The following is a 17,636-nucleotide window of genomic DNA, read 5'->3' as shown; positions in this document are numbered from 1 at the left end:
CTCGTGGCGACCGTTTCACGGAACCTCGTGCCGCTGTGTGTCGTTTCGTTCGTGAACGGGCGTCATCCATCCGTATAGGACGCGTTGAAATGGATCATACACTCCTTGAGCCGTGGGACCGGCGCCAGGTCCGGTAGTCGCGCCGTCGTCGTCCCTATTCGTTCACTGCTTGCGCTTTCGAAGCTCGACGAACACCGGCCATCCGTTGGTGTTCGACGATCGTCGTGGTGTATATTTATTATTGACGTACCCGTTCCATCGATCATGCTTCGAGCGCCACAGCACGCTGCCAGCCAGTGTCCACGCTGTACCGTGACGCTGTCGAACGTCCAGGGAGTCGCTGCCTGCCCCGAGTGTAACTGGGTCGACGGTCGGTCCGAGAGCCACTGACCCTGAGAATCGACCGGCAGACGCCGGCCGACGGAGAGACGGAACCTCTTTTTGTCGACCTATCTAACCTCCGGGCATGGCCGAATCCGAGGTGGACCTCGAGTCCGAGCAGTACGAGAAACACCGCGAAGCGGGGGAGATCCTCGCGCAGGTGCGCGAAGAAACCGCCGAACGCGTCGAGGTCGGCGCGAGCCACCTCGAGGTCGCCGAGTACGCCGAAGACCGGATCCGGGAACTCGGCGCGAAACCCGCGTTCCCCGTCAACATCTCGATCGACGAGGAGGCCGCCCACGCGACGCCGTCGATCGACGACGAGACGACCTTCGGCGAGGAGATGGTCAACCTCGACATCGGCGTCCACGTCGATGGCTGGCTGGCCGACACCGCGATCACGGTTGACCTCTCGGGCAATCCCGAACTCGCGGAGGCCTCCGAACAGGCCCTCGAGGCGGCGATCGACATCATCGAGCCAGGCATCGACACCGGTGAGATCGGCGCGGAAATCGAGGACGTGATCGACGGCTACGGCTACAACCCCGTCGTCAACCTCACCGGTCACGGGCTGGGCCACTGGGAACAACACACGAGCCCGAACATCCCGAACCGCGCCGTCTCGCAGGGGACGACCCTTGAAGTCGGCGACGTGGTCGCGATCGAACCGTTCGCGACCGACGGCGGTGGGAAGGTCACCGAGGGTGCCAGCGAGGAAATCTTCTCGCTCGAGCGCGAGGGAACCGTCCGCAACAGACAGGCCCGTGACGCCCTCGACCAGATCACCGAGGAGTTCCGTACGCTGCCGTTCGCGACCCGCTGGCTCGAGACGGATCGTCCCGAGATGGCGCTGCGTCGGCTCAAGCGCAACGACATCGTCCACGGCTATCCGGTGCTCAAGGAAGACGACGGCTCCCTCGTCAGCCAGAAAGAGCACACGATCATCATTACCGAGAGCGGCTGCGAAGTCACGACCGAGTGATCATCGTCGCGACTGACCGGCGTTTTACTCGTCGATACCCGTAATCCAACACGGCGTTTCGGCGACTCTTCGGGGCCGTATCGATACCGATCCTCTCAGTACTGGCGAGAGTGTCGAATCGCTACTATCGTTCGAAAGAACCGGAAGACCGAGCAACGAGGACGATTCCTGGTTGTCGACGGCCGTCACGCGGAAGACTCAAGCGTTGTTCATCCGCTGGCTCGAACGGTTGCCACACCGCTGGCACTCGCTCACGCGGTAGGGTTCGCGGGAGAACTGTGCGTTCTCCTGTTTGAGGCTCTCGGTCCTGATCTGGACCGAGACTTCGTGGAGCGTTTCCAAGTCGCATTCCTCGCAGTGCTCGGTCATCCCGTTAACAGAGTCGTCAGTCGTTGCCATTGCTGTATTACTCGCGGTATCCCTCTATTAAATCCCCGTTTCGTTTTTCCCCGTGGGTCGCCAAAATCGCAATACGGCGTTAACTTATTCGTGAAACGGACTGAGATGGCTCTATACCGTTTAGATGGCTTTTTGGTGTCTTTTTATCGGAATTATGGGGTACTGTGGCATAGTTTTATCCGGGTTATTACCATTACTAGTGAAGGGTTGATAGCGGACTGAAACGCTTTAGGACGCCCTCGAGAGGTGGTACACATGGAGCAAGTGTTCGCACCGTGGCGAATCGAGTGGATCCGGCGTGAGGAAAAGAATCCCGACATCGAGGAGTGTGTCTTCTGTGAGTTGCCCGAACGGGATGCCGATCGGGAGAGCCTGATCGTCGCACGAAGCGAACACGCGTTCGTCATGTTGAACAATTATCCGTACAATCCTGGCCACCTCATGGTAATACCCAAAACCCACACCGGCGAGTACGGGGCGCTCGACGACGATGTCCTGCTCGATCATGCCCGCTTGAAACAGCGAACGTTCGATGCACTCGACGCTGCACTCGAGCCGGACGGCTTCAATGCAGGCTTGAACCTCGGTGACGGGGCCGGCGGCTCGATCGACGATCACCTCCACACGCACATTGTCCCGCGGTGGCAGGGGGATACCAACTTCATGCCGGTCCTCAGTGAGACGACGGTGATCGTCGAGGCGCTCGAAGCGACGTACGACCACGTCCACGAGGCGTTCGCCGCCCAGGCGGGCGCGACCGTCCCCGACGAGACTAGTGCCGTCGTATTCGAGTGACGGGTCGGCGGTCCGATCTCTCGAGCGGGCAACGGGAGGTTTTTGGTGATCGTTTTCGTGTGGTAAGATAGCATGGAGTACGAAGTGGTGCAGACGGAGGACGTACCGATGACCGACCTCTCCGACGTCGACGAGATTCCGCCGGATCTACGCATCCGCGCGCTCGACGAGTTCTTCGAGACCGACGCGCTCAACCTCAAACTCTGGTACTTCGAGCCCGGCGACGAGATCCAGTATCACGCCCACTCCGAACAGGAGGAACTGTACTACGTTCTCGAGGGCGAATTCTCGCTGAAGCTCGGTCGCTCGGGGGACGAAGAGTACGTCGAGGCCGGACCGGGGACGTTCTGGATCGCCAAACCGGAGATCGGCCACGGCCACCGAAACGTCGGCGACGAGGAGGGCGTCGTCCTCGCGATCGGCGCACCCGCGACCGAGGATCCGGGACTCGATCCGCACAGTCTCGAGGACGGCGACGACGAGTAACTGCCGCTCGGACGGACCGCTGACAGTCAGTGTTGGCCGACCCCACGACCCGGCTGTGAGGTCGCCGACCACTCGGGACAGCAACCCGTATCAGGCGTACGTCGTCTCGAGGTAATCGAGGATCCGTTCGGATTCGGCCATCGTCACACCCCGGTTGTCGTCGATGATGACCGGGACCTGCCGCTGGCCCGAGACGCGTTTGACCTCGTTCCGTTTCGAGTGGAGCCCCTCGACCCAGACGCTCTCGTAGTCGACGTCGAGTTCCTCGAGTCGATCCACGACGTGCTCACAGTACGGACAGCCTTCCAGGCGGTAGAGCGTGAACATGACTACGGGTAGTGGCCCAGCCGTCAAAAGGGTATGTGCCGCCGCGGGCACTCCCTCGGCGGTCGGATCGGCCGCAGAACGGAGTTTTTTGTCCCCGCGGGCGCATCCTCGCGTATGCCACCGACAGAGGGTGAGACCGTTGCCGACTTCGAGGCGCTCCTGTGTGACGGCGAGACGTTTCGCTCGACGGCCGTCTCCGATGCGCTCGGCGCTCGAGGGGGCGTCGTCATCTGTACCGGATTCGCGTTCAGCGCGATCGCACAGAACTGGTGGAAGCAGTTCGTTCGGGCCGGCTGGGACGAGTTCGAGGACGTTCCGGTACTCGGCGTGAGCCGCGATGGGCCCTACGCGCAAAACGAGTTCCTTCGCTGGTTGGACCGACCCGACTTCCGGTTTTTCGCCGACGTCGACGGCGACGTGAGCGAATCGCTCGACCTGCTCGCCGACCGCTCACACATGGCGAACGTCTCGGCCCCCTGGCGGTCCGCGTTCGTCCTCGATGCCGACCGAGAGGTACAGTACGCCTTCGTCGCGGACGACTGGATCTCGCCGCTTCCACGCGAGGAGATCGAAAACGCCGTCGCGAACCTGTAATCCGAGGGACGACCCGCTTTGGGTGCCGTCCGCTCGAGTAGCCCGCCACCGAAACCCCGACGAGGCGGTCGTCAGGGTTCACAGTACAGGAGGTTTCCGTTGCACGCACACTCGATTCGGAGCGGGTCGTCGTAGGTCACCGACACGTGGTCCATGGCCCGAACGTAATGTGCAGGGGTACCGGTTCGCGAGCGTTCGTTGAGCTGTGAGATGAGGCCGGCCTCCGTGAGGCTCTCGACCTTTCTGTACGTCGTCGATTGCGGGATGTCGAGCGCCTCGGAGATGTCACGGACCGTCGCCGGTTCCTCGACGAACAGATACACCGCTCGCGCGTCGTCGTCGTTGAGCAACTCCATGATCCGGTGGGGGTTACACCCGACCTCTCCATCCCGTTCGATCCGCGGACACCGGGTCGGTTGATCGGCTGTTTCGCACATATGTTACGATTCGATGCGCTCTTACTTTGCTATCTCACCCTATTCCCGAGAACTGAGGATCGATCTTCACCGATATAGTGCCGACGGCGCGACCCTATACCGGCTCGCCGAACGCGTACATCGTCTCGTGGGCAGTCACGTCGAGATCGACGAAATCGCCGGGCTCGAGCCCGTAGTCGCTCGCGTTCTGGACGATGAGCTGGCGGTATGCGGCGTCGCGACACTTCACCGAGTCGGCGGTGCCGTCCTCGACGACGAGACAGTCCTCGCGGACCTCGCCGACCATGTCCGCGTAGGCGTCGGCGACGAGCTCGCGTTTGACCTCGCTCATCTCCTTCGAGCGTTCCTTCTTGATCGTCCCACCCAGTCCCTTCATGTCGGCGGCGTCGGTCCCCGGCCGCTTCGAGAAGCGAGTGACGTTGATCTTTTCGGGGCGAGTCTCGCGAAGCAGGGCCATCGACTGCTCGTGGTCGTGGTCGGTCTCCGTGGGGAAACCGACGATGAAGTCCGTCGAGAGCGTCCAGTAGTCCAGCGCCTCGTCGAAGGCCTCGACGACCTCGACGTACTCTTCGACCTGATGCTGGCGTCGCATGTCGCCGAGCACGTCGTCGCTGCCGGACTGAACGGGCGCGTGCAGGAAGTCGTAGAGTTCGTCGTACTCGGCGAAGACGTCGGCCAACTCCTCACGGATGCCGTGGACGCCCTTCGGGTTGGCCATCCCGACGCGCACGCGGAACTCGCCGTCGATCGCACAGATCTCCTCGAGCAGGCGGTGGAGCTTACGCTCGCCCTCGTCCCAGCCGTAGACGCCGGTGTCCTGGCCGGTGATGCGGAGCTCCTTCGCGCCGGCGTGGATCAGCGCCCGGGCCTTCTCGACGTTTTCCTCGATCGAGGGGGAGTCGATCTTGCCCGTCGCCTGCTTGGTGATGCAGTACGAACAGTCGGACATACAGCCCCGCGCGATGGGGAGGATGCCGATGACGCCGTCGAGGATGGGATCGGCGTCGGGCGTCGTCGTCGGACACTCGCCGTTGGTGACCGCTTCGGGGACCTCGTCCCAGTGGAGCACCTGTCCGTCGACGTCCGCTCGGGCGAACTCCTCGCCCTGTGCGAGGGCCATACAGCCCGTGATGAAGAGATCGGCCGTTTCGTCGGCCAGTTCCTCGGCCCGCCGGAGCATGTTGCGTTCGGTCTTCTCGACGACGGTGCAGGTGTTGAGGATCGCGACGTCCGCTTCGTCCGGGCCGTCGACCCGGTAGTGACCCGCATCGCGGAGCCGTCGCTCGATCTCGCGACTCTCCCCGCGATTGGACGTACAGCCGTACGTTTCGATGTGATACCGGGCCATTCGTCGATCGACTATCCGGTCCGGCGGGCCAAAAGCGCGACGGATCGGGGCCGCGAGCAGTATCGCGTCTCGAGGACCGGCCCACGGGGAGGTCTCGGCCGCAGGGATGATTTTCGATCCCGTGGTGTGCGAGCGACCGAACCGCTCAATCCCCGTCTGTAGCGATCAGCCCCGGACGAGAGGCCGAGACTCGAACAGTGGAACTCGGGCCCTCATACGGTCTCCTGTCCGTGCCGGTGGGACCGGGACCGCCCTGCAGTCCCACCGGGGCATCGGGACGGCAAACCGTATCAGTCGTGTCCGGCGCACTCACGACCCGCTGTGGGAGCGTGCCGGCACGCAGCGACAGCAGCCATATGAGACGGAGAATTGGTCAGAACCGTGTGATGTGAGCGGTTAGAATTCGTGTTCGACGTCGTCTTCGTCCGCTTTCTGGATGATTATCTTGCCGTCCCGGACCCGGACGAATACCTCGTCGCCGATATCCATGCCCGCGACCTCGAGTTCGTCCTCGTGGAGGTTGAGGTGGACGTTGTGGTAGTTACCGTCGTCGTCTTTCGCACCGCTTGGACTCAGCTTCTTTTTCCGTACCATCGCGGGATTCTATTCCGAACTTCGCCGTAGGATATACTTAAGTGTTTTCGACGCCGTAGCGAACGAATGCCGTCAACCGCCGATCGCCCGATGATTCCGGGAGGGCGGCGACCACTGACCGTGAGTACTCCGAGAAAACGCCGGTCGCACTATACTTAAAGATACCGGCGCAGTCGGTCGGTTTTCGGGGATATCTTTATGTCGGATCGTGTGCTGGTCTGACACGGAGGCCACGATCATGGTACGTGAAGACGGCAAACGAAACTTTGCACTGCGCGAATCGGGCGGCGACGAGTCGAGCGTCTTCTCGGGCAACACGCCCCGACAGGCAGCGCTCAAGGCGGCCCGACGTCTCGAGCCGGGCTCGAGCGAGGACGATGCCGACCGCGTCGAACTCCGGTTACGAGAGAAGGGGACGGACAAGGTCCACATCTACGACGGCTGGGCGTGGGAGGAGACGGCTCCCGACGACAAGCCCGACTGGATGCCCGGCGAAATCACGGAGGCAAACGTCTCGAAGAAAGGGATCGAACACCTCGAAGAGTAAGTCGTCCGATCGGTAGATTTCTCCGGCGCGCAGTCACCCGCGAGCGATGGCAGTGTGCCTCCTCGAGGCGTGAGGCGATCCCCTGGCCCGAGTGACCGGCGACCCCACGACCCGTCCCTGGGGTCGCCAGCGCTGACTGACAGCGGTCCGGATGAGTCCGTTCGGTCGGAAACACTGTGGCCGAACTCGGTGTCGTGATCGGGTTGTGCTGGATAGAACCGACCGAATATTTCCATATGCCGGATTTCGATTCGATCTCTTCATTTTATGCGCGGTATTGGGATATTTGTACGGAAGGTAATGGGCATAATACTGGGTGTATTTGTGAAAATCCTTCCTACTGGTTGGGAGGGTGTTAATAAGTAGGTTTATACGGTAGTCGGCGGATCACTCGAGTGAAGTATGTGGGAGAACGTCGAAGCAAAAGTCGAATCACGGGCTGTAATTGGGCCTATATCCCAAATTACTCAAACATTCGGGTCGGTTTTTGCGCCAATAGGTTTAGAAACGTGTTTCTCCATTTTACGGCCGACCGGTGGTGACCAGCCGTGATCAAGATGACCAAGTGGCGGACGCTGGTGCTGGCGACGATCGGGTTCAACTTCTCGTTCCTGATCTGGTTTTCCTTTGCACCCTTCACGGGGCCGATGTCCGATGAGTTCGGTCTCTCGCTGGCGGAGATCGGGATCCTGGCGAGCGCGGCGATTTGGCTCGCGCCGTTCGGTCGGATCCTGACCGGGTGGCTCTCCGATCGCTGGGGTGCGCCGACGGTGTTCGCCATCGTCTTGACCTACGTGGGCGTGTTTTCCATCGCGAGCGCTTTCGCCCAGTCGTATTCCGTCTTCTTCGTCACGCGACTGATCGTCGCGACGGCGGGCATCACCTTCGTCATCGGTATTCAACACGTCTCGGAGTGGTTCGACGAGGAACAACTGGGAACGGCCGAGGGGATCTACGCCGGCGTCGGCAACGCCGGTGCTGCCGGGGGTGCGCTCGTTCTCCCGCGCGTGTTTACCGAGGGCTGGAGCGGCCCGATCTTCGACACGAGCTGGCGAGCAGCCTTCTTCTACACCGGAATCGTCTCGATTCTGCTGGCGATCGTCTACTACACGATCGGTGAAGCCGCCGAATCCGAGGAGCGCCGACAGGCGACTGCCGAGAGCGCGACGCTCAAACAGTGGCTCCACACTGCCACGCGCTACGGGACGGTCGTGCTCGCACTGGCGTACGTGATGAGCTTCGGCCTCGAGCTCTCGATGAACGGCTGGCTCGCGACCTACTACCGCGAGGGGTTCAACACCGACAACCTCGTCCTCGCGAGTACGTTCGCGGCGACGTTCTCCGTCGCGGCCGGTCTCTTGCGACCGATCGGCGGCTACGTCAGCGACCTGCTGGCCCGCAAAGAGAAGAACATCTTGCCCGTCTTTACGGACCGGTACCGTGAGCAGTGGACCTTCCTCACGCTGTGTTTCATCGTGCTCGCGATGATCGGGATGAGTCTGGCCGGATTGACCGGCGAGGTCCTGTTGGCCGTCGGGGCTGGCTTCGTCGTCGGGATGAGTTGTGCGTTCGCCGAGGGAGCCATCTTCGCACAGGTGCCGGCCATGTTCCCCGACAGTTCGGGAAGCGTCGCCGGCGTCGTCGGCGGGGTCGGAACGGTCGGCGGAATCGTCTATCCGCTGGTCTACGCCGCCCCGGTGATGCCGACCCTCCACACCGGCTACTCCGTCGTCGCGGCGACGATGGTCCCGATCGTCTTGCTGTGTGCGTGGGTGTTCCAGCCCCACATCGCCGCTCGCGCGACCGATGACGGCTTCCTCGTCTCGAGCGGGCGAGGGGCCGGCGCACCGACCGACGACTGATCGTTCCCCATCGACTCGAGCGGTCCGAGACCCGACGGTCTTTTGACTCGTACCCTGCTATCGGAGGGTGATGGCTGCAGTTACCCTCGGACCCGAAGGAACCTACTCCCACAGAGCGGCGGGCGCGATCGCCGACGACGAGGAGATCGACTTCCGGCAGTCGGTGACGGCGATCGTCGACGCCGTCGCCGGCGGCGAGTACGACCGTGGCGTCATCCCAATCGAGAACAGCATCGAGGGAAGCGTCACCGAGAGCCTCGACGCGATCGCCGACTACGACGTCGCCGTCGTCCGGGAAATCGTCACCCCGATCAGACACGCCCTGCTGGCGCAGGGGCCGACGTTCGAGACGATCGCCAGCCACTCCCAGGCGCTGGCCCAGTGTCGTTCCTACCTCGACCGGGAGTACCCCGACGCCACTCTCGAGGCCGTCGCGAGCACGGCACAGGGGGTCGAGTTCGCTCGCGACGATGCTGCCGTCGCGGGGATCGGACACCCCGCGAACGCGGGCGGTGATCTCGAGGTGCTGGCCGAGGACATCCAGGATCAGGACTCGAACGCGACGCGATTCTTCGCCATCGCACCCGCCGAGGAGCGGTCGAAAGGCGGCGGCAAGACCTCGCTCGTGGTTTATCCGAACGCGAACTACCCCGGCCTGTTGCTCGAGTTGCTCGAGCCATTCGCGGATCGGGATATCAACCTGACCCGCGTCGAGTCGCGCCCGAGCGGCCAGCGACTGGGGGATTACGTCTTCCACATCGACTTCGAGGCCGGGCTCTACGAGTCGCGAACGAACGAGGCGATCGCGGAACTCGAGGACCTCGCCGAGAAGGGGTGGGTCCGGCGACTGGGCTCGTACGATACCGAGCACGTCGTCGAATAGCGGCAGGGGACGAGCGGAGTCCGTTCTTCGGACGGACGAGCCGCGAATCGAAACCGGTAGTGTCGCGCCCGAACGTCGTTCGGAGCGTGAATCCGGCCGGCTTACTCGGTCGTCGGGCTGCTCTCGGGATGGACCCACTCGCGGAGCCGGTCGGCGTAGGCGACGACGCCCAGCCCCGCCACGAACGAGAGGAACGCCGGAACGAGAATCCACAGGAGATCGGGATGTTCTGTACCAGTGTGAAGCACGATATCTTCCATACGCGATCATAGGTAAACACCGGCATAATACGACCGATGTTGGCAGAAATGACCGTAACCAGTACTGGATCGAAACGTTGTCACGGCGTCGGCCCTGTAACTGTCCACTCGAGGGATTCCGCGAGTGACGACTCCGGCGGCGGAACAGTCCGGGTGCGAGAATCGAACTACGCGTCTCAGCCTGCACAGGCTGAAGGATACCCACTACCCCAACCCGGACACGGGCACACTGCAGGCACGGCTACCACACCCTTCCTCTAATACGTCCGGAGACTCTTCACGAACTGTAACTCACGGAGGGATACTTACGGACCCGTCCCACACCGCGAGGCGACGGGGGCGACCGCCCACAGCGGACCACAAACCGTTTTTCCGCGCTCCCAGTAGCAACGAGTATGCCACTCGCCCCAGGCGACGACGCACCGGCTGTGACTGCACGGAATCAGGACGGCGAGGACGTAACGCCTGCCTTCGAGGAACCGACGGTCCTCTACTTCTATCCGAAAGACGATACTCCGGGCTGTACGATCGAGGCGAATCAGTTCCAGCGCGAGTACGAGACGTATCGAGAGGCCGGCGTCGACGTCTACGGCGTCTCGACCGACGACGTCGACTCCCACCGGTCCTTTTGTGACTCGGCTGGCCTCGAGTTCGATCTGCTCGCAGACCCCACCGCGGAGATCGCCGAGGCCTTCGGCGTCGAACTGCGGGACGGCAAGACGGCGCGGACGACCTTTTTGCTTGTCGACGGCGAGGTCGAGGCCGTCTACGAGGGCGTCGATCCCGACGGTCACGCGCGCGAACTCTTGCTCGACGCGCTCGAGGACGGCGTCGTGACGCTTCCCGACTGACGCTCGGCTTCTGTCGTCGTTCGACGGGCAGAATTTATCCCCCTCGGGAACCTATAGTCGGGTATGCGACGGAATCCGTTCGACAATATCGAGGAGATGCTCGACCGCGTCAGTCGCCAGGTCGAGGAGGGAATGACCGCCGGCGGGCTGCAAGTACCCGGCTCCGTGCCGGTCGACGTCGCCGACAGGGACGAGGAGTACGTCGTCATGGCCGATCTGCCCGGCTACGAGACCGACGACATCGACCTGACGCTTTCGAACGGCACGCTGCGCCTCGAGGCCACCCGGTCCGGGGATGCCGAGTACGTCGAGGGCCGATACATCCGCCGTGAACGAACGGAAACGTCGGCGAGTCGGCGGATTCGTCTGCCCGAACCGGTCGACGAGGAGGCGGTGGCCGCCGGCTTCGAGAACGGCGTCCTGACGGTACGACTGCCGAAAGTCTCGAGCGGCGAGGACTCGCAACGGATCGACATCGAGTAGCTCGCCCGGCGATGGGCCGTCGCTCGAGCGGCGTTCCGTCGATCCCCTCGAGGCACGTCCACCCGCTCTCGGCCTGAGCGCCGAGCCGAACGGACGTTCCGTCCCGGCTGAGTCGGCGTCAGCACGGGACCGCCGGCGAAGCGGATACCTCTCGTTCGGTTGAACGGACGGAGATGGTGAACGTTATAGGAATCGATTCGGTAGTACCGACACCGCATGGATGTCACGCAAATCGGTCTCGGGGCCGCCCTGCTCGCTCTCGGCGCCCTGACCCTCGCCGGCCCGGCCATGTCCGTCTCGGGGCCGTTCGTCTATCTTCTGACCGGTGGGACGCTGCTCATCACGGGGTACGCGCTGGTGATCGGGCTCTGGCAGCGCCGCCAGCCGACCGACTTTTGAGTTCCTGTCGTAGTGGGTCGGGGTGTCCGTTAGCGAACGAGGGCAGGATGCCTGCGCTCCTTCCTTTGCTACGGAGCGTTGCTCAGTCAACGGGAGCGAGTTCCGGTGAGGACGCCGACAATGTCCCGACTGCGAGATCGGTAGAAGCCGCCGTGACTGCTATCGGAGGCACTGCAACGAACACAGTGATCAGACAGCTGTCGCGCGATCAGGTGTGCAGTGGCTTGCAGTAGCTCCGATAGAATCAACTCGAGGGAGCGGGGACGCCGAGGAACTCGAACGGTTCGGTCTCGACGAGTTCGTTGGCGACGTCGCCAGCGAAGACGTTCGTCTGGTTCTCACCGAGCGACAGCGATCGCACGCCGGCATCGGTATGGAAGTCGATTCCGTCGAGGTCCAGCCAGAAGACGTTCGGTGAGAGCGCCGACTCGAAGTAGTAGCGTCGGTCCCGATGATCGGCGACCGTGCGCCAGCGCGTCGAGGAGATATGCGGTTCGTCCGGCGTCTTGATCCCGTAGGGCACGGAGACGTTGCGGATCGCGCCGAAGACGCTCGCCGTTGCGGTTCGACGGTCCTGGGTCTGTGGAATCGCGTCCACGTAGAAACTCGCACGGGCGAACCGGTCGGCCGGGCGATTCGTTCCCGGCAACATGACCGTACCACCGATCTCCGACCAGTACGCGTCGAGTGCGAGTTGCTGGTCGAACGGCGGGGAGTTCGTCAGCACCTGATACTCCCGATCGTGATAGATCGTTAACTCGCCGTCGACGTACTCGAAGACGGCGCTGTCACCCGTTGCGTCCGATATGGACAGATGCAGGGTTGCGAACCGGCCCTCGTCCGGAATTTCGTCGGACACGACGACGAACTCCTCGTTCCGGTGGTTCTCGACCGCCTCCGCCACCGTCGCGAAGTTGTCGAGGACGTACTGCGCCCACAGAGAGATCGATACCCCGGGTGTGTCGCCGTCCCACTCGGGGTAGTCGGATTCGGTGAGCCACAGGACGTTCGCGACCAGTCCCGCCTCGTTCATCCCATCGGTCGTCGCGATATCGTACGCGGAGGCGATGACACTGCCGTATTCGGCGGTCCACTCCATCGAGGCCGGACCGACTTCGCCCGTTCGCTCCAGTCCGCGTGGGAAGACCCAGATATTGGTCCCGATCTCGCTGTGCCAGTCCATCGACCGGCCCGTGAGGACGATCTCCTCGGGGCCGAGATACACCAAGCGCGTGCACATCTATCGTCCGTTTCCCGTCTCCCGTTCGTTGTGCGTTCTCTGCCCGACCATGGGTCCGTCGTACCTCGAGCAGGATCATAAGTTGCGTCCGGTCCGAATTGATATGTCTCGACTGGGCCGGGATCCCCCCTGTCCGAGACAGGGACGCGAGCAGTCCTGCATCGTACCCCGGACTCCGCCGTGTACGAGCGACGGGCAGCGATACTCGTCGACGGCAACAATGTAGTCGCGTGACTTCCGGACAACGGCGGCGTCCAGTTTTCGAGACGTACTTCGGGATCGATCAGCGCGATTTCCCGGAACATTCGATACCGAGTCCCGGCTCGCGTTAGAGGAGGAACGTTTCGTGTCGGTCGCCGAGATCCAAGAACGAATCGGATGCAGCGATGAGCTCCTCGGCCGTCGACGATTTGAAGGCCATCACCTCGACGCGGACGCCCTCGTGGCGCAGGTGCGAGCAGAGCCGCGAGAAGTCGCCATCGCCCGTACAGAGGACGATCGTATCGACGTGGTTCGCGAGGGTCACCGCGTCGAGGCTCATGCCGACGTCCCAGTCCGCCTTCTTCGTCCCGTCGGCGAACGTCTTGATATCCTTGATCTTCGGCTCGAAGCCGATGTCGACCAGCGCCTCGAAGAAGCTCTCCTCTTCGGGTGACTCCGCGCGGATGACGTAGGCGATCGCGCGCGTCAGCTGGCGGTCCTGAACGGCCTTCTCGAGCAACGCGGAGTAGTCGATATTCCGGCTGTAAATGCTCTGTGCGGTGTGATAGAGGTTCTGTGCGTCGACGAGAACGGCGACGCGCTGACCCGGGTGAATTTCGGTCACGTACTAACGTGTCGCGGGCGACCGTAAAAAATCGCGGCGTTCGGATCGTCGTCGGTCACCGCCTCGGGCGGTGTTAGCTTCGGAGCTTCTCGATTCGCTTTTCGGTCGGCGGATGCGTCGCGAACAGCTGTGCCATGAGGCTCTTGTCGGCGTTGAAGATACACAGCGCGTTCATGTTGTCGTTGACCGTCGACTCGCGGCCCTGGGCCCCGCTGGAGATCTTCTCGAGTGCGCGGGCGAGGGGATCGCCGCTGCCGATGTACTGGCGGGCGTCGTCGTCGGCGACGTACTCGCGGTACCGCGAGATCGCGAGGACGAAGACCATCACGAGCATGTTCGCCAGCGAGGAGGCGACCATCGCGAGGATCCAGGTGCCGATGTTCCGCTCGCCACCCATCAGGACCGCGAAGTAGGCCACGTAGCCGACCATCATCCCGATGGATTGGCCGATGACCATCGTGATCACGTCGCGGTTCTTGATGTGGGCGATCTCGTGGGCGATGACGCCCTCGAGTTCGTCGCGCTCGAGCAACTGCATGAGTTCGGTCGAGACACAGACGACGCCGGCACCCTTTCGGCCGACGGCGAAGGCGTTGGGGACGCCCATGTCCATGACCATCAGCGTCGGCTTGTCGACGCCCATGTCACGAGAGAGCGATTCGGTCATCTGGTGGATGTCTCGATACTGGCCCTCCGCTGGCATCTCCTCGGCACCGCGAAGCGCCATCCACTTCCCGAGTTTGTACTGGATCGCAGGGAGGATCACGATGCCGGCGGGAAGAATCAGGAGCGTGTTTACGCCAAACATCAGGCCGAGAACCGTCGCTGCCCCGACGTAAAAGGCAAACAGAATGGTTCCGACGACGACCATCCGTATTTTCAGTCCGAAATCTGTCATAGATACTTGTACGTAACGAGCCGGGATAAATGACGCGACATTGTATGTCAAATGGTGGCAGCCAAAGGGGTTGAGTCACGCGTCGAAGACACACCGGCCGGCTCAAGACATAACGGATAAGTCAGTTCGGTTCCCTGTCTCGGGTATGCGCCACGTCGCTCACCCGCCCGTCGGCTCGGTCGTGAGCGGCGTCTGCCCTCGTTTTATCAAACGCAAACGTGTGTGAGTGTGCTCGCGGCGGGCGTGGCATCCCGTCCCGGGTACGGTTCGACCGCACACGACTGTCACCACGTGGCTGACCACCGATCGGCCACCGATCGGAACCGATACACCCTACCGATTGGGGACCAACACACGACCCAACGCATACCAAACACATGACTGATATCGACCTTTCGGGCGTCTTTCCGGCGATGTGTACGCCCTTCGACGAGGACGAACGGATCGACTTCGAAACACTGCAGGCGGACGCCCAGCGCCTCGAGGCGGCTGGCGTCGACGGGCTCGTCCCCGTCGGCTCGACCGGCGAATCGGCGACCCTGACCCACGACGAACACGTCCAGGTCGTCGAGGCGGTCATCGAGGCCGTCGACGACGTCCCGGTCATCGCCGGCAGTGGTTCGAACAACACCCGCGAGGCGCTCGAGCTCTCCGAACGCGCCGCCGACGCGGGCGCGGACGGCCTGTTGCTCATCTCGCCGTACTACAACAAGCCCGAGCAGCGCGGACTGATCGACCACTACCGGACGATCGCGGACGCCATCGACCTGCCACAGATCGTCTACAACGTGCCTTCGCGAACGGGTCGAAACATCGAGCCCGACACGGCCGTCGAACTCGCGAGCCACGAGAACATCGCGGGCTACAAGGCCGCCAGCGGTGACCTGGGCCAGATCGGCGAGATCATCGAGCGAACGACCGACGAGGAGTTCGCCGTCCTCTCGGGCGACGACCCGCTCACGCTGCCGACCATCTCGGTCGGTGGTACCGGCACGATCAGCGTCGTCGCGAATATCGAGCCCGAGCGAACCTGCGCGATGGTCGGTGCGGCACTCGACGGCGACTACGCACGCGCCCGCGAGATCCATCACGAACTCGGACCGCTGGTTCGCGAACTCTTCGTCGAAACCAACCCGATCCCGGTCAAAGAGGCCATGCGGATCCGCGGCTACGGCCCCGCTCGGATGCGCTCGCCGCTTTCCCGACTCGCCGAGGAGTACCGCGAGGATCTCGAGGCAGTCCTCGCCGACCTCGAGCGCGACGCGGCGGAGGGTGATCGATGACGACGCGGATCGGCGTCACCGGCGCAACGGGTCGGATGGGCCGAGAAGTGATCGCGGCCGCGACGGGACGGGCGGACTGCGAAGTCGTCTTCGCGGTCAACCGCGAGCCGGACGGCGAGACGATTGCCGGTGTCGAAATCGAGTCCGCAGCCGAGTTCGCCTCGCTGCTCGTCGATCGGGAGCCGACCGTCGTGATCGACTTCACCGGACCGGAGTCGGCCGCCGACTACGCGCGGGCCTGTGCCGACGCCGGCGTCGCGTTCGTCACCGGCACCACCGGCTTCGACGACGAGGAATTCGAAGCGCTCGAGGACGCCAGCGAGGATATCGCTGCCCTCCACGCGCCCAACTTCGCCCGCGGCGTGCAGGCGCTGGTCAATGTCGTCGGCGAGGCGGTTCGGAATCTGCAGGGGTACGACGTGGAACTCGTCGAGACCCACCACAACGCCAAACGCGACGCCCCGAGTGGCACGGCAAACCGGCTCCTCGAGGAGATCGAGGCGAACGGGGAGTTCACCGAGCGCACGCACGGCCGCGAAGGCGAGGCTCCCCGCGAGTCGGGCGAGATCGGCGTCCACGCGCTGCGGGCGGGCGACGTTACCGGTGAACACGAGATCGTCCTCGCGGGCAACCACGAGGAAGTTCGTCTCACGCACCGTGCCGAGGATCGCGGCGTGTTCGCCGCTGGCGCGGTCGATGCGGCGGTCTGGATCGCCGGACAGAAGGCAGGCTGGTACGACTTCGCGGACGTGATCAGCGAATGAGCGCACTCGAAAGCGAAATCGACGACCTGTGGGAGCGCAAGCGAAACGACGAGATCAGCGCCGACACCGCGGGTGAGGACGCGTACGCGACCCTCGAGGCCTTCCTCGACGCCCTCGAGTCCGGCGAGGTCCGCGCCGCCGAGAAACGGGGCGACGAGTGGGAGGCAAACGAGTGGGTCAAGCAGGGCATCCTGCTCAACTTCGGCCTCCGTGCGACCGAGCCCCGCGAGTACGGCGGCGTCACGTACAACGACGTCCTGCCGCTGGCGGACTCGAGTGAGTACGGCGATCGTGGGAGCCGCAACACGCCCGACGGCACGGTCGTCCGCCGCGGCGCGAACATCGGCTCCGATTGCATCCTGATGAGCCCCGCCTTCGTCAACATCGGCGCTCGCGTCGGCGACGGCACGCTCGTCGACTCCTGTGATACGGTCGGCTCCTGTGCCCAGATCGGCGACAACGTCAAACTCGGCGCGAACACCCTCATCGGCGGCGTCCTCGAGCCCGTCGAGGACGCGCCGGTCATCGTCGAGGACAACGTGTCGCTTGGCGCGGGCTGTCGGGTCACCAGCGGCTTCGTCGTCGGCGAGAACAGCGTCGTCGGCGAGAACACGCTGCTGACGCCGCGCATCCCCGTCTACGACCTCGTCGAGGAGGAGGTCCTCTACGGCGAACTGCCCGCCGACCGGCGTGCCTTCACCCGCTTCGTCGAGTCCTCGATCAGCGACCACGACCTCTTCGAGGGTGGCGCGTACAAGCCCGCCGTCGTCGCGACGGATCTGGAGACCGAGACGCTCGAGGCGACCGAGCGCGAGGACGCACTGCGCGAGTAGACGTTTCCAGCCGAAAGCGGCTTGTAGCGATCGCGGGCCCGGATGCTGATTTTACTGGGGATGGAGAACACCACCGGATTGCAACTGGTGCTGGGGAACCGACCATGTCCTTGTAAGTACCAGAGCCATAACTGGTAACGACGTACGCCCTCTGCCGGGGCACA

24 protein-coding genes are annotated in these 17,636 nt (G+C 63.3%); 15 read left to right on the top strand and 9 right to left on the bottom strand.

Translation table 11 applies throughout. The features are described 5' to 3' along the window. Positions 1-264: 264 nt before the first annotated feature. Positions 265-390, top strand: a complete 126-nt coding sequence (locus CP557_RS23320) for a hypothetical protein (RefSeq protein ID WP_277410060.1) — start codon at positions 265-267, stop codon at positions 388-390. 76 nt (positions 391-466) lie between these two features. Beyond that, entirely contained in the window at positions 467-1,363 is an 897-nt protein-coding gene (map, locus tag CP557_RS15615; protein WP_097380754.1) for a type II methionyl aminopeptidase, read from the top strand. A gap of 198 nt (positions 1,364-1,561) precedes the next feature. Here the strand turns inward: map and CP557_RS15610 are convergent, their stop codons facing one another. After that, complete coding sequence (locus tag CP557_RS15610) at positions 1,562-1,762, bottom strand: DUF7835 family putative zinc beta-ribbon protein (RefSeq protein ID WP_097380753.1); 201 nt, start codon at positions 1,760-1,762, stop codon at positions 1,562-1,564. A gap of 255 nt (positions 1,763-2,017) precedes the next feature. Between CP557_RS15610 and CP557_RS15605 the strand changes: the two genes are divergently transcribed. Beyond that, the gene (locus tag CP557_RS15605) at positions 2,018-2,557 is read left to right on the top strand and encodes an HIT family protein (protein ID WP_097380752.1); all 540 of its coding nucleotides are present in this window, start codon (positions 2,018-2,020) and stop codon (positions 2,555-2,557) included. A 72-nt stretch (positions 2,558-2,629) separates the two neighbouring features. Further along, positions 2,630-3,043: a cupin domain-containing protein gene (locus CP557_RS15600; RefSeq protein ID WP_097380751.1), complete on the top strand. Its 414-nt coding sequence runs from the start codon at positions 2,630-2,632 to the stop codon at positions 3,041-3,043. Between the two features lie 90 nt (positions 3,044-3,133). Here CP557_RS15600 and CP557_RS15595 read toward each other — a convergent pair whose 3' ends face one another. Next, on the bottom strand, positions 3,134-3,370 hold the full coding sequence (locus CP557_RS15595) for a glutathione S-transferase N-terminal domain-containing protein (protein ID WP_097380750.1): 237 nt from the start codon (positions 3,368-3,370) through the stop codon (positions 3,134-3,136). A 114-nt stretch (positions 3,371-3,484) separates the two neighbouring features. On the opposite strand from CP557_RS15595, the gene CP557_RS15590 reads away from it, so the two are divergent. Further along, positions 3,485-3,964, top strand: a complete 480-nt coding sequence (locus CP557_RS15590; RefSeq protein ID WP_097380749.1) for a redoxin domain-containing protein — start codon at positions 3,485-3,487, stop codon at positions 3,962-3,964. A 71-nt stretch (positions 3,965-4,035) separates the two neighbouring features. Here CP557_RS15590 and CP557_RS15585 read toward each other — a convergent pair whose 3' ends face one another. The 3 genes from CP557_RS15585 to CP557_RS15575 form a co-directional block, all read right to left on the bottom strand. Next, a complete protein-coding gene (locus CP557_RS15585) occupies positions 4,036-4,401 on the bottom strand; it encodes a helix-turn-helix domain-containing protein (RefSeq protein ID WP_097380748.1) in 366 nt (121 codons plus the stop codon). A gap of 94 nt (positions 4,402-4,495) precedes the next feature. Then, the gene (locus tag CP557_RS15580) at positions 4,496-5,749 is read right to left on the bottom strand and encodes a tRNA (N(6)-L-threonylcarbamoyladenosine(37)-C(2))-methylthiotransferase (protein WP_097380747.1); all 1,254 of its coding nucleotides are present in this window, start codon (positions 5,747-5,749) and stop codon (positions 4,496-4,498) included. 396 nt (positions 5,750-6,145) lie between these two features. Continuing rightward, positions 6,146-6,343: a SymE family type I addiction module toxin gene (locus CP557_RS15575; RefSeq protein ID WP_006185211.1), complete on the bottom strand. Its 198-nt coding sequence runs from the start codon at positions 6,341-6,343 to the stop codon at positions 6,146-6,148. Between the two features lie 238 nt (positions 6,344-6,581). Between CP557_RS15575 and CP557_RS15570 the strand changes: the two genes are divergently transcribed. From CP557_RS15570 to pheA, 3 genes are all read left to right on the top strand, one after another. Beyond that, entirely contained in the window at positions 6,582-6,890 is a 309-nt protein-coding gene (locus CP557_RS15570) for a non-histone chromosomal MC1 family protein (protein WP_097380746.1), read from the top strand. Positions 6,891-7,447: 557 nt separating this feature from the next. Beyond that, complete coding sequence (locus tag CP557_RS15565) at positions 7,448-8,752, top strand: MFS transporter (RefSeq protein ID WP_097381673.1); 1,305 nt, start codon at positions 7,448-7,450, stop codon at positions 8,750-8,752. Between the two features lie 70 nt (positions 8,753-8,822). Beyond that, on the top strand, positions 8,823-9,635 hold the full coding sequence (gene pheA, locus CP557_RS15560; RefSeq protein WP_097380745.1) for a prephenate dehydratase: 813 nt from the start codon (positions 8,823-8,825) through the stop codon (positions 9,633-9,635). Between the two features lie 101 nt (positions 9,636-9,736). Here pheA and CP557_RS22655 read toward each other — a convergent pair whose 3' ends face one another. Beyond that, a complete protein-coding gene (locus CP557_RS22655; protein WP_169924395.1) occupies positions 9,737-9,895 on the bottom strand; it encodes a hypothetical protein in 159 nt (52 codons plus the stop codon). Between the two features lie 395 nt (positions 9,896-10,290). Here CP557_RS22655 and CP557_RS15555 point away from each other — a divergent pair, with 395 nt between their 5' ends. The 3 genes from CP557_RS15555 to CP557_RS15545 all read left to right on the top strand — a co-directional run bounded on the left by CP557_RS15555 (position 10,291) and on the right by CP557_RS15545 (position 11,628). Then, the gene (locus tag CP557_RS15555; RefSeq protein WP_097380744.1) at positions 10,291-10,746 is read left to right on the top strand and encodes a peroxiredoxin; all 456 of its coding nucleotides are present in this window, start codon (positions 10,291-10,293) and stop codon (positions 10,744-10,746) included. A 63-nt stretch (positions 10,747-10,809) separates the two neighbouring features. After that, the gene (locus CP557_RS15550) at positions 10,810-11,229 is read left to right on the top strand and encodes an Hsp20/alpha crystallin family protein (protein WP_097380743.1); all 420 of its coding nucleotides are present in this window, start codon (positions 10,810-10,812) and stop codon (positions 11,227-11,229) included. Positions 11,230-11,445: 216 nt separating this feature from the next. After that, entirely contained in the window at positions 11,446-11,628 is a 183-nt protein-coding gene (locus CP557_RS15545; RefSeq protein WP_097380742.1) for a hypothetical protein, read from the top strand. Positions 11,629-11,872: 244 nt separating this feature from the next. On the opposite strand, the gene CP557_RS15540 is transcribed toward CP557_RS15545, so the two are convergent. Beyond that, the gene (locus CP557_RS15540) at positions 11,873-12,868 is read right to left on the bottom strand and encodes a linear amide C-N hydrolase (RefSeq protein WP_097380741.1); all 996 of its coding nucleotides are present in this window, start codon (positions 12,866-12,868) and stop codon (positions 11,873-11,875) included. Positions 12,869-12,997: 129 nt separating this feature from the next. On the opposite strand from CP557_RS15540, the gene CP557_RS23575 reads away from it, so the two are divergent. After that, positions 12,998-13,102, top strand: a complete 105-nt coding sequence (locus tag CP557_RS23575) for a DUF7568 family protein (protein WP_449406611.1) — start codon at positions 12,998-13,000, stop codon at positions 13,100-13,102. Between the two features lie 94 nt (positions 13,103-13,196). Here the strand turns inward: CP557_RS23575 and CP557_RS15535 are convergent, their stop codons facing one another. Then, complete coding sequence (locus CP557_RS15535) at positions 13,197-13,694, bottom strand: LabA-like NYN domain-containing protein (RefSeq protein WP_097380740.1); 498 nt, start codon at positions 13,692-13,694, stop codon at positions 13,197-13,199. A gap of 73 nt (positions 13,695-13,767) precedes the next feature. Further along, complete coding sequence (locus tag CP557_RS15530) at positions 13,768-14,592, bottom strand: M48 family metallopeptidase (protein ID WP_097380739.1); 825 nt, start codon at positions 14,590-14,592, stop codon at positions 13,768-13,770. 377 nt (positions 14,593-14,969) lie between these two features. Between CP557_RS15530 and dapA the strand changes: the two genes are divergently transcribed. Genes dapA through CP557_RS15515 form a run of 3 tightly spaced genes read left to right on the top strand, consistent with a single transcriptional unit; the run spans position 14,970 to position 17,472 of the window. Then, positions 14,970-15,875, top strand: coding sequence for a 4-hydroxy-tetrahydrodipicolinate synthase (gene dapA / locus CP557_RS15525; RefSeq protein ID WP_097380738.1), 906 nt, complete (start codon positions 14,970-14,972; stop codon positions 15,873-15,875). Next, positions 15,872-16,639, top strand: coding sequence for a 4-hydroxy-tetrahydrodipicolinate reductase (dapB, locus tag CP557_RS15520; protein WP_097380737.1), 768 nt, complete (start codon positions 15,872-15,874; stop codon positions 16,637-16,639). Before dapA ends, dapB begins: the two co-directional genes overlap by 4 nt. Continuing rightward, complete coding sequence (locus CP557_RS15515) at positions 16,636-17,472, top strand: 2,3,4,5-tetrahydropyridine-2,6-dicarboxylate N-succinyltransferase (protein ID WP_097380736.1); 837 nt, start codon at positions 16,636-16,638, stop codon at positions 17,470-17,472. Before dapB ends, CP557_RS15515 begins: the two co-directional genes overlap by 4 nt. Positions 17,473-17,636 lie beyond the last annotated feature (164 nt).

Origin of the sequence: Natrinema ejinorense, from assembly GCF_002494345.1 — an archaeon.
In the GTDB taxonomy this organism is placed as follows: Archaea; Halobacteriota; Halobacteria; order Halobacteriales; family Natrialbaceae; genus Natrinema; species Natrinema longum.
This window is presented reverse-complemented; position numbering and strand designations above follow the sequence as displayed.

Excerpts from the sequence above, each read along its gene's own strand:
- CP557_RS23320 (WP_277410060.1), top strand. The coding sequence starts at position 265 with ATGCTTCGAGCGCCACAGCACGCTGCCAGCCAGTGTCCACGCTGTACC.
- map (WP_097380754.1), top strand. The coding sequence starts at position 467 with ATGGCCGAATCCGAGGTGGACCTCGAGTCCGAGCAGTACGAGAAACAC.
- CP557_RS15610 (WP_097380753.1), bottom strand. The coding sequence starts at position 1,762 with ATGGCAACGACTGACGACTCTGTTAACGGGATGACCGAGCACTGCGAG.
- CP557_RS15605 (WP_097380752.1), top strand. The coding sequence starts at position 2,018 with ATGGAGCAAGTGTTCGCACCGTGGCGAATCGAGTGGATCCGGCGTGAG.
- CP557_RS15600 (WP_097380751.1), top strand. The coding sequence starts at position 2,630 with ATGGAGTACGAAGTGGTGCAGACGGAGGACGTACCGATGACCGACCTC.
- CP557_RS15595 (WP_097380750.1), bottom strand. The coding sequence starts at position 3,370 with ATGTTCACGCTCTACCGCCTGGAAGGCTGTCCGTACTGTGAGCACGTC.
- CP557_RS15590 (WP_097380749.1), top strand. The coding sequence starts at position 3,485 with ATGCCACCGACAGAGGGTGAGACCGTTGCCGACTTCGAGGCGCTCCTG.
- CP557_RS15585 (WP_097380748.1), bottom strand. The coding sequence starts at position 4,401 with ATGTGCGAAACAGCCGATCAACCGACCCGGTGTCCGCGGATCGAACGG.
- CP557_RS15580 (WP_097380747.1), bottom strand. The coding sequence starts at position 5,749 with ATGGCCCGGTATCACATCGAAACGTACGGCTGTACGTCCAATCGCGGG.
- CP557_RS15575 (WP_006185211.1), bottom strand. The coding sequence starts at position 6,343 with ATGGTACGGAAAAAGAAGCTGAGTCCAAGCGGTGCGAAAGACGACGAC.
- CP557_RS15570 (WP_097380746.1), top strand. The coding sequence starts at position 6,582 with ATGGTACGTGAAGACGGCAAACGAAACTTTGCACTGCGCGAATCGGGC.
- CP557_RS15565 (WP_097381673.1), top strand. The coding sequence starts at position 7,448 with ATGACCAAGTGGCGGACGCTGGTGCTGGCGACGATCGGGTTCAACTTC.
- pheA (WP_097380745.1), top strand. The coding sequence starts at position 8,823 with ATGGCTGCAGTTACCCTCGGACCCGAAGGAACCTACTCCCACAGAGCG.
- CP557_RS22655 (WP_169924395.1), bottom strand. The coding sequence starts at position 9,895 with ATGGAAGATATCGTGCTTCACACTGGTACAGAACATCCCGATCTCCTG.
- CP557_RS15555 (WP_097380744.1), top strand. The coding sequence starts at position 10,291 with ATGCCACTCGCCCCAGGCGACGACGCACCGGCTGTGACTGCACGGAAT.
- CP557_RS15550 (WP_097380743.1), top strand. The coding sequence starts at position 10,810 with ATGCGACGGAATCCGTTCGACAATATCGAGGAGATGCTCGACCGCGTC.
- CP557_RS15545 (WP_097380742.1), top strand. The coding sequence starts at position 11,446 with ATGGATGTCACGCAAATCGGTCTCGGGGCCGCCCTGCTCGCTCTCGGC.
- CP557_RS15540 (WP_097380741.1), bottom strand. The coding sequence starts at position 12,868 with ATGTGCACGCGCTTGGTGTATCTCGGCCCCGAGGAGATCGTCCTCACG.
- CP557_RS15530 (WP_097380739.1), bottom strand. The coding sequence starts at position 14,592 with ATGACAGATTTCGGACTGAAAATACGGATGGTCGTCGTCGGAACCATT.
- dapA (WP_097380738.1), top strand. The coding sequence starts at position 14,970 with ATGACTGATATCGACCTTTCGGGCGTCTTTCCGGCGATGTGTACGCCC.
- dapB (WP_097380737.1), top strand. The coding sequence starts at position 15,872 with ATGACGACGCGGATCGGCGTCACCGGCGCAACGGGTCGGATGGGCCGA.
- CP557_RS15515 (WP_097380736.1), top strand. The coding sequence starts at position 16,636 with ATGAGCGCACTCGAAAGCGAAATCGACGACCTGTGGGAGCGCAAGCGA.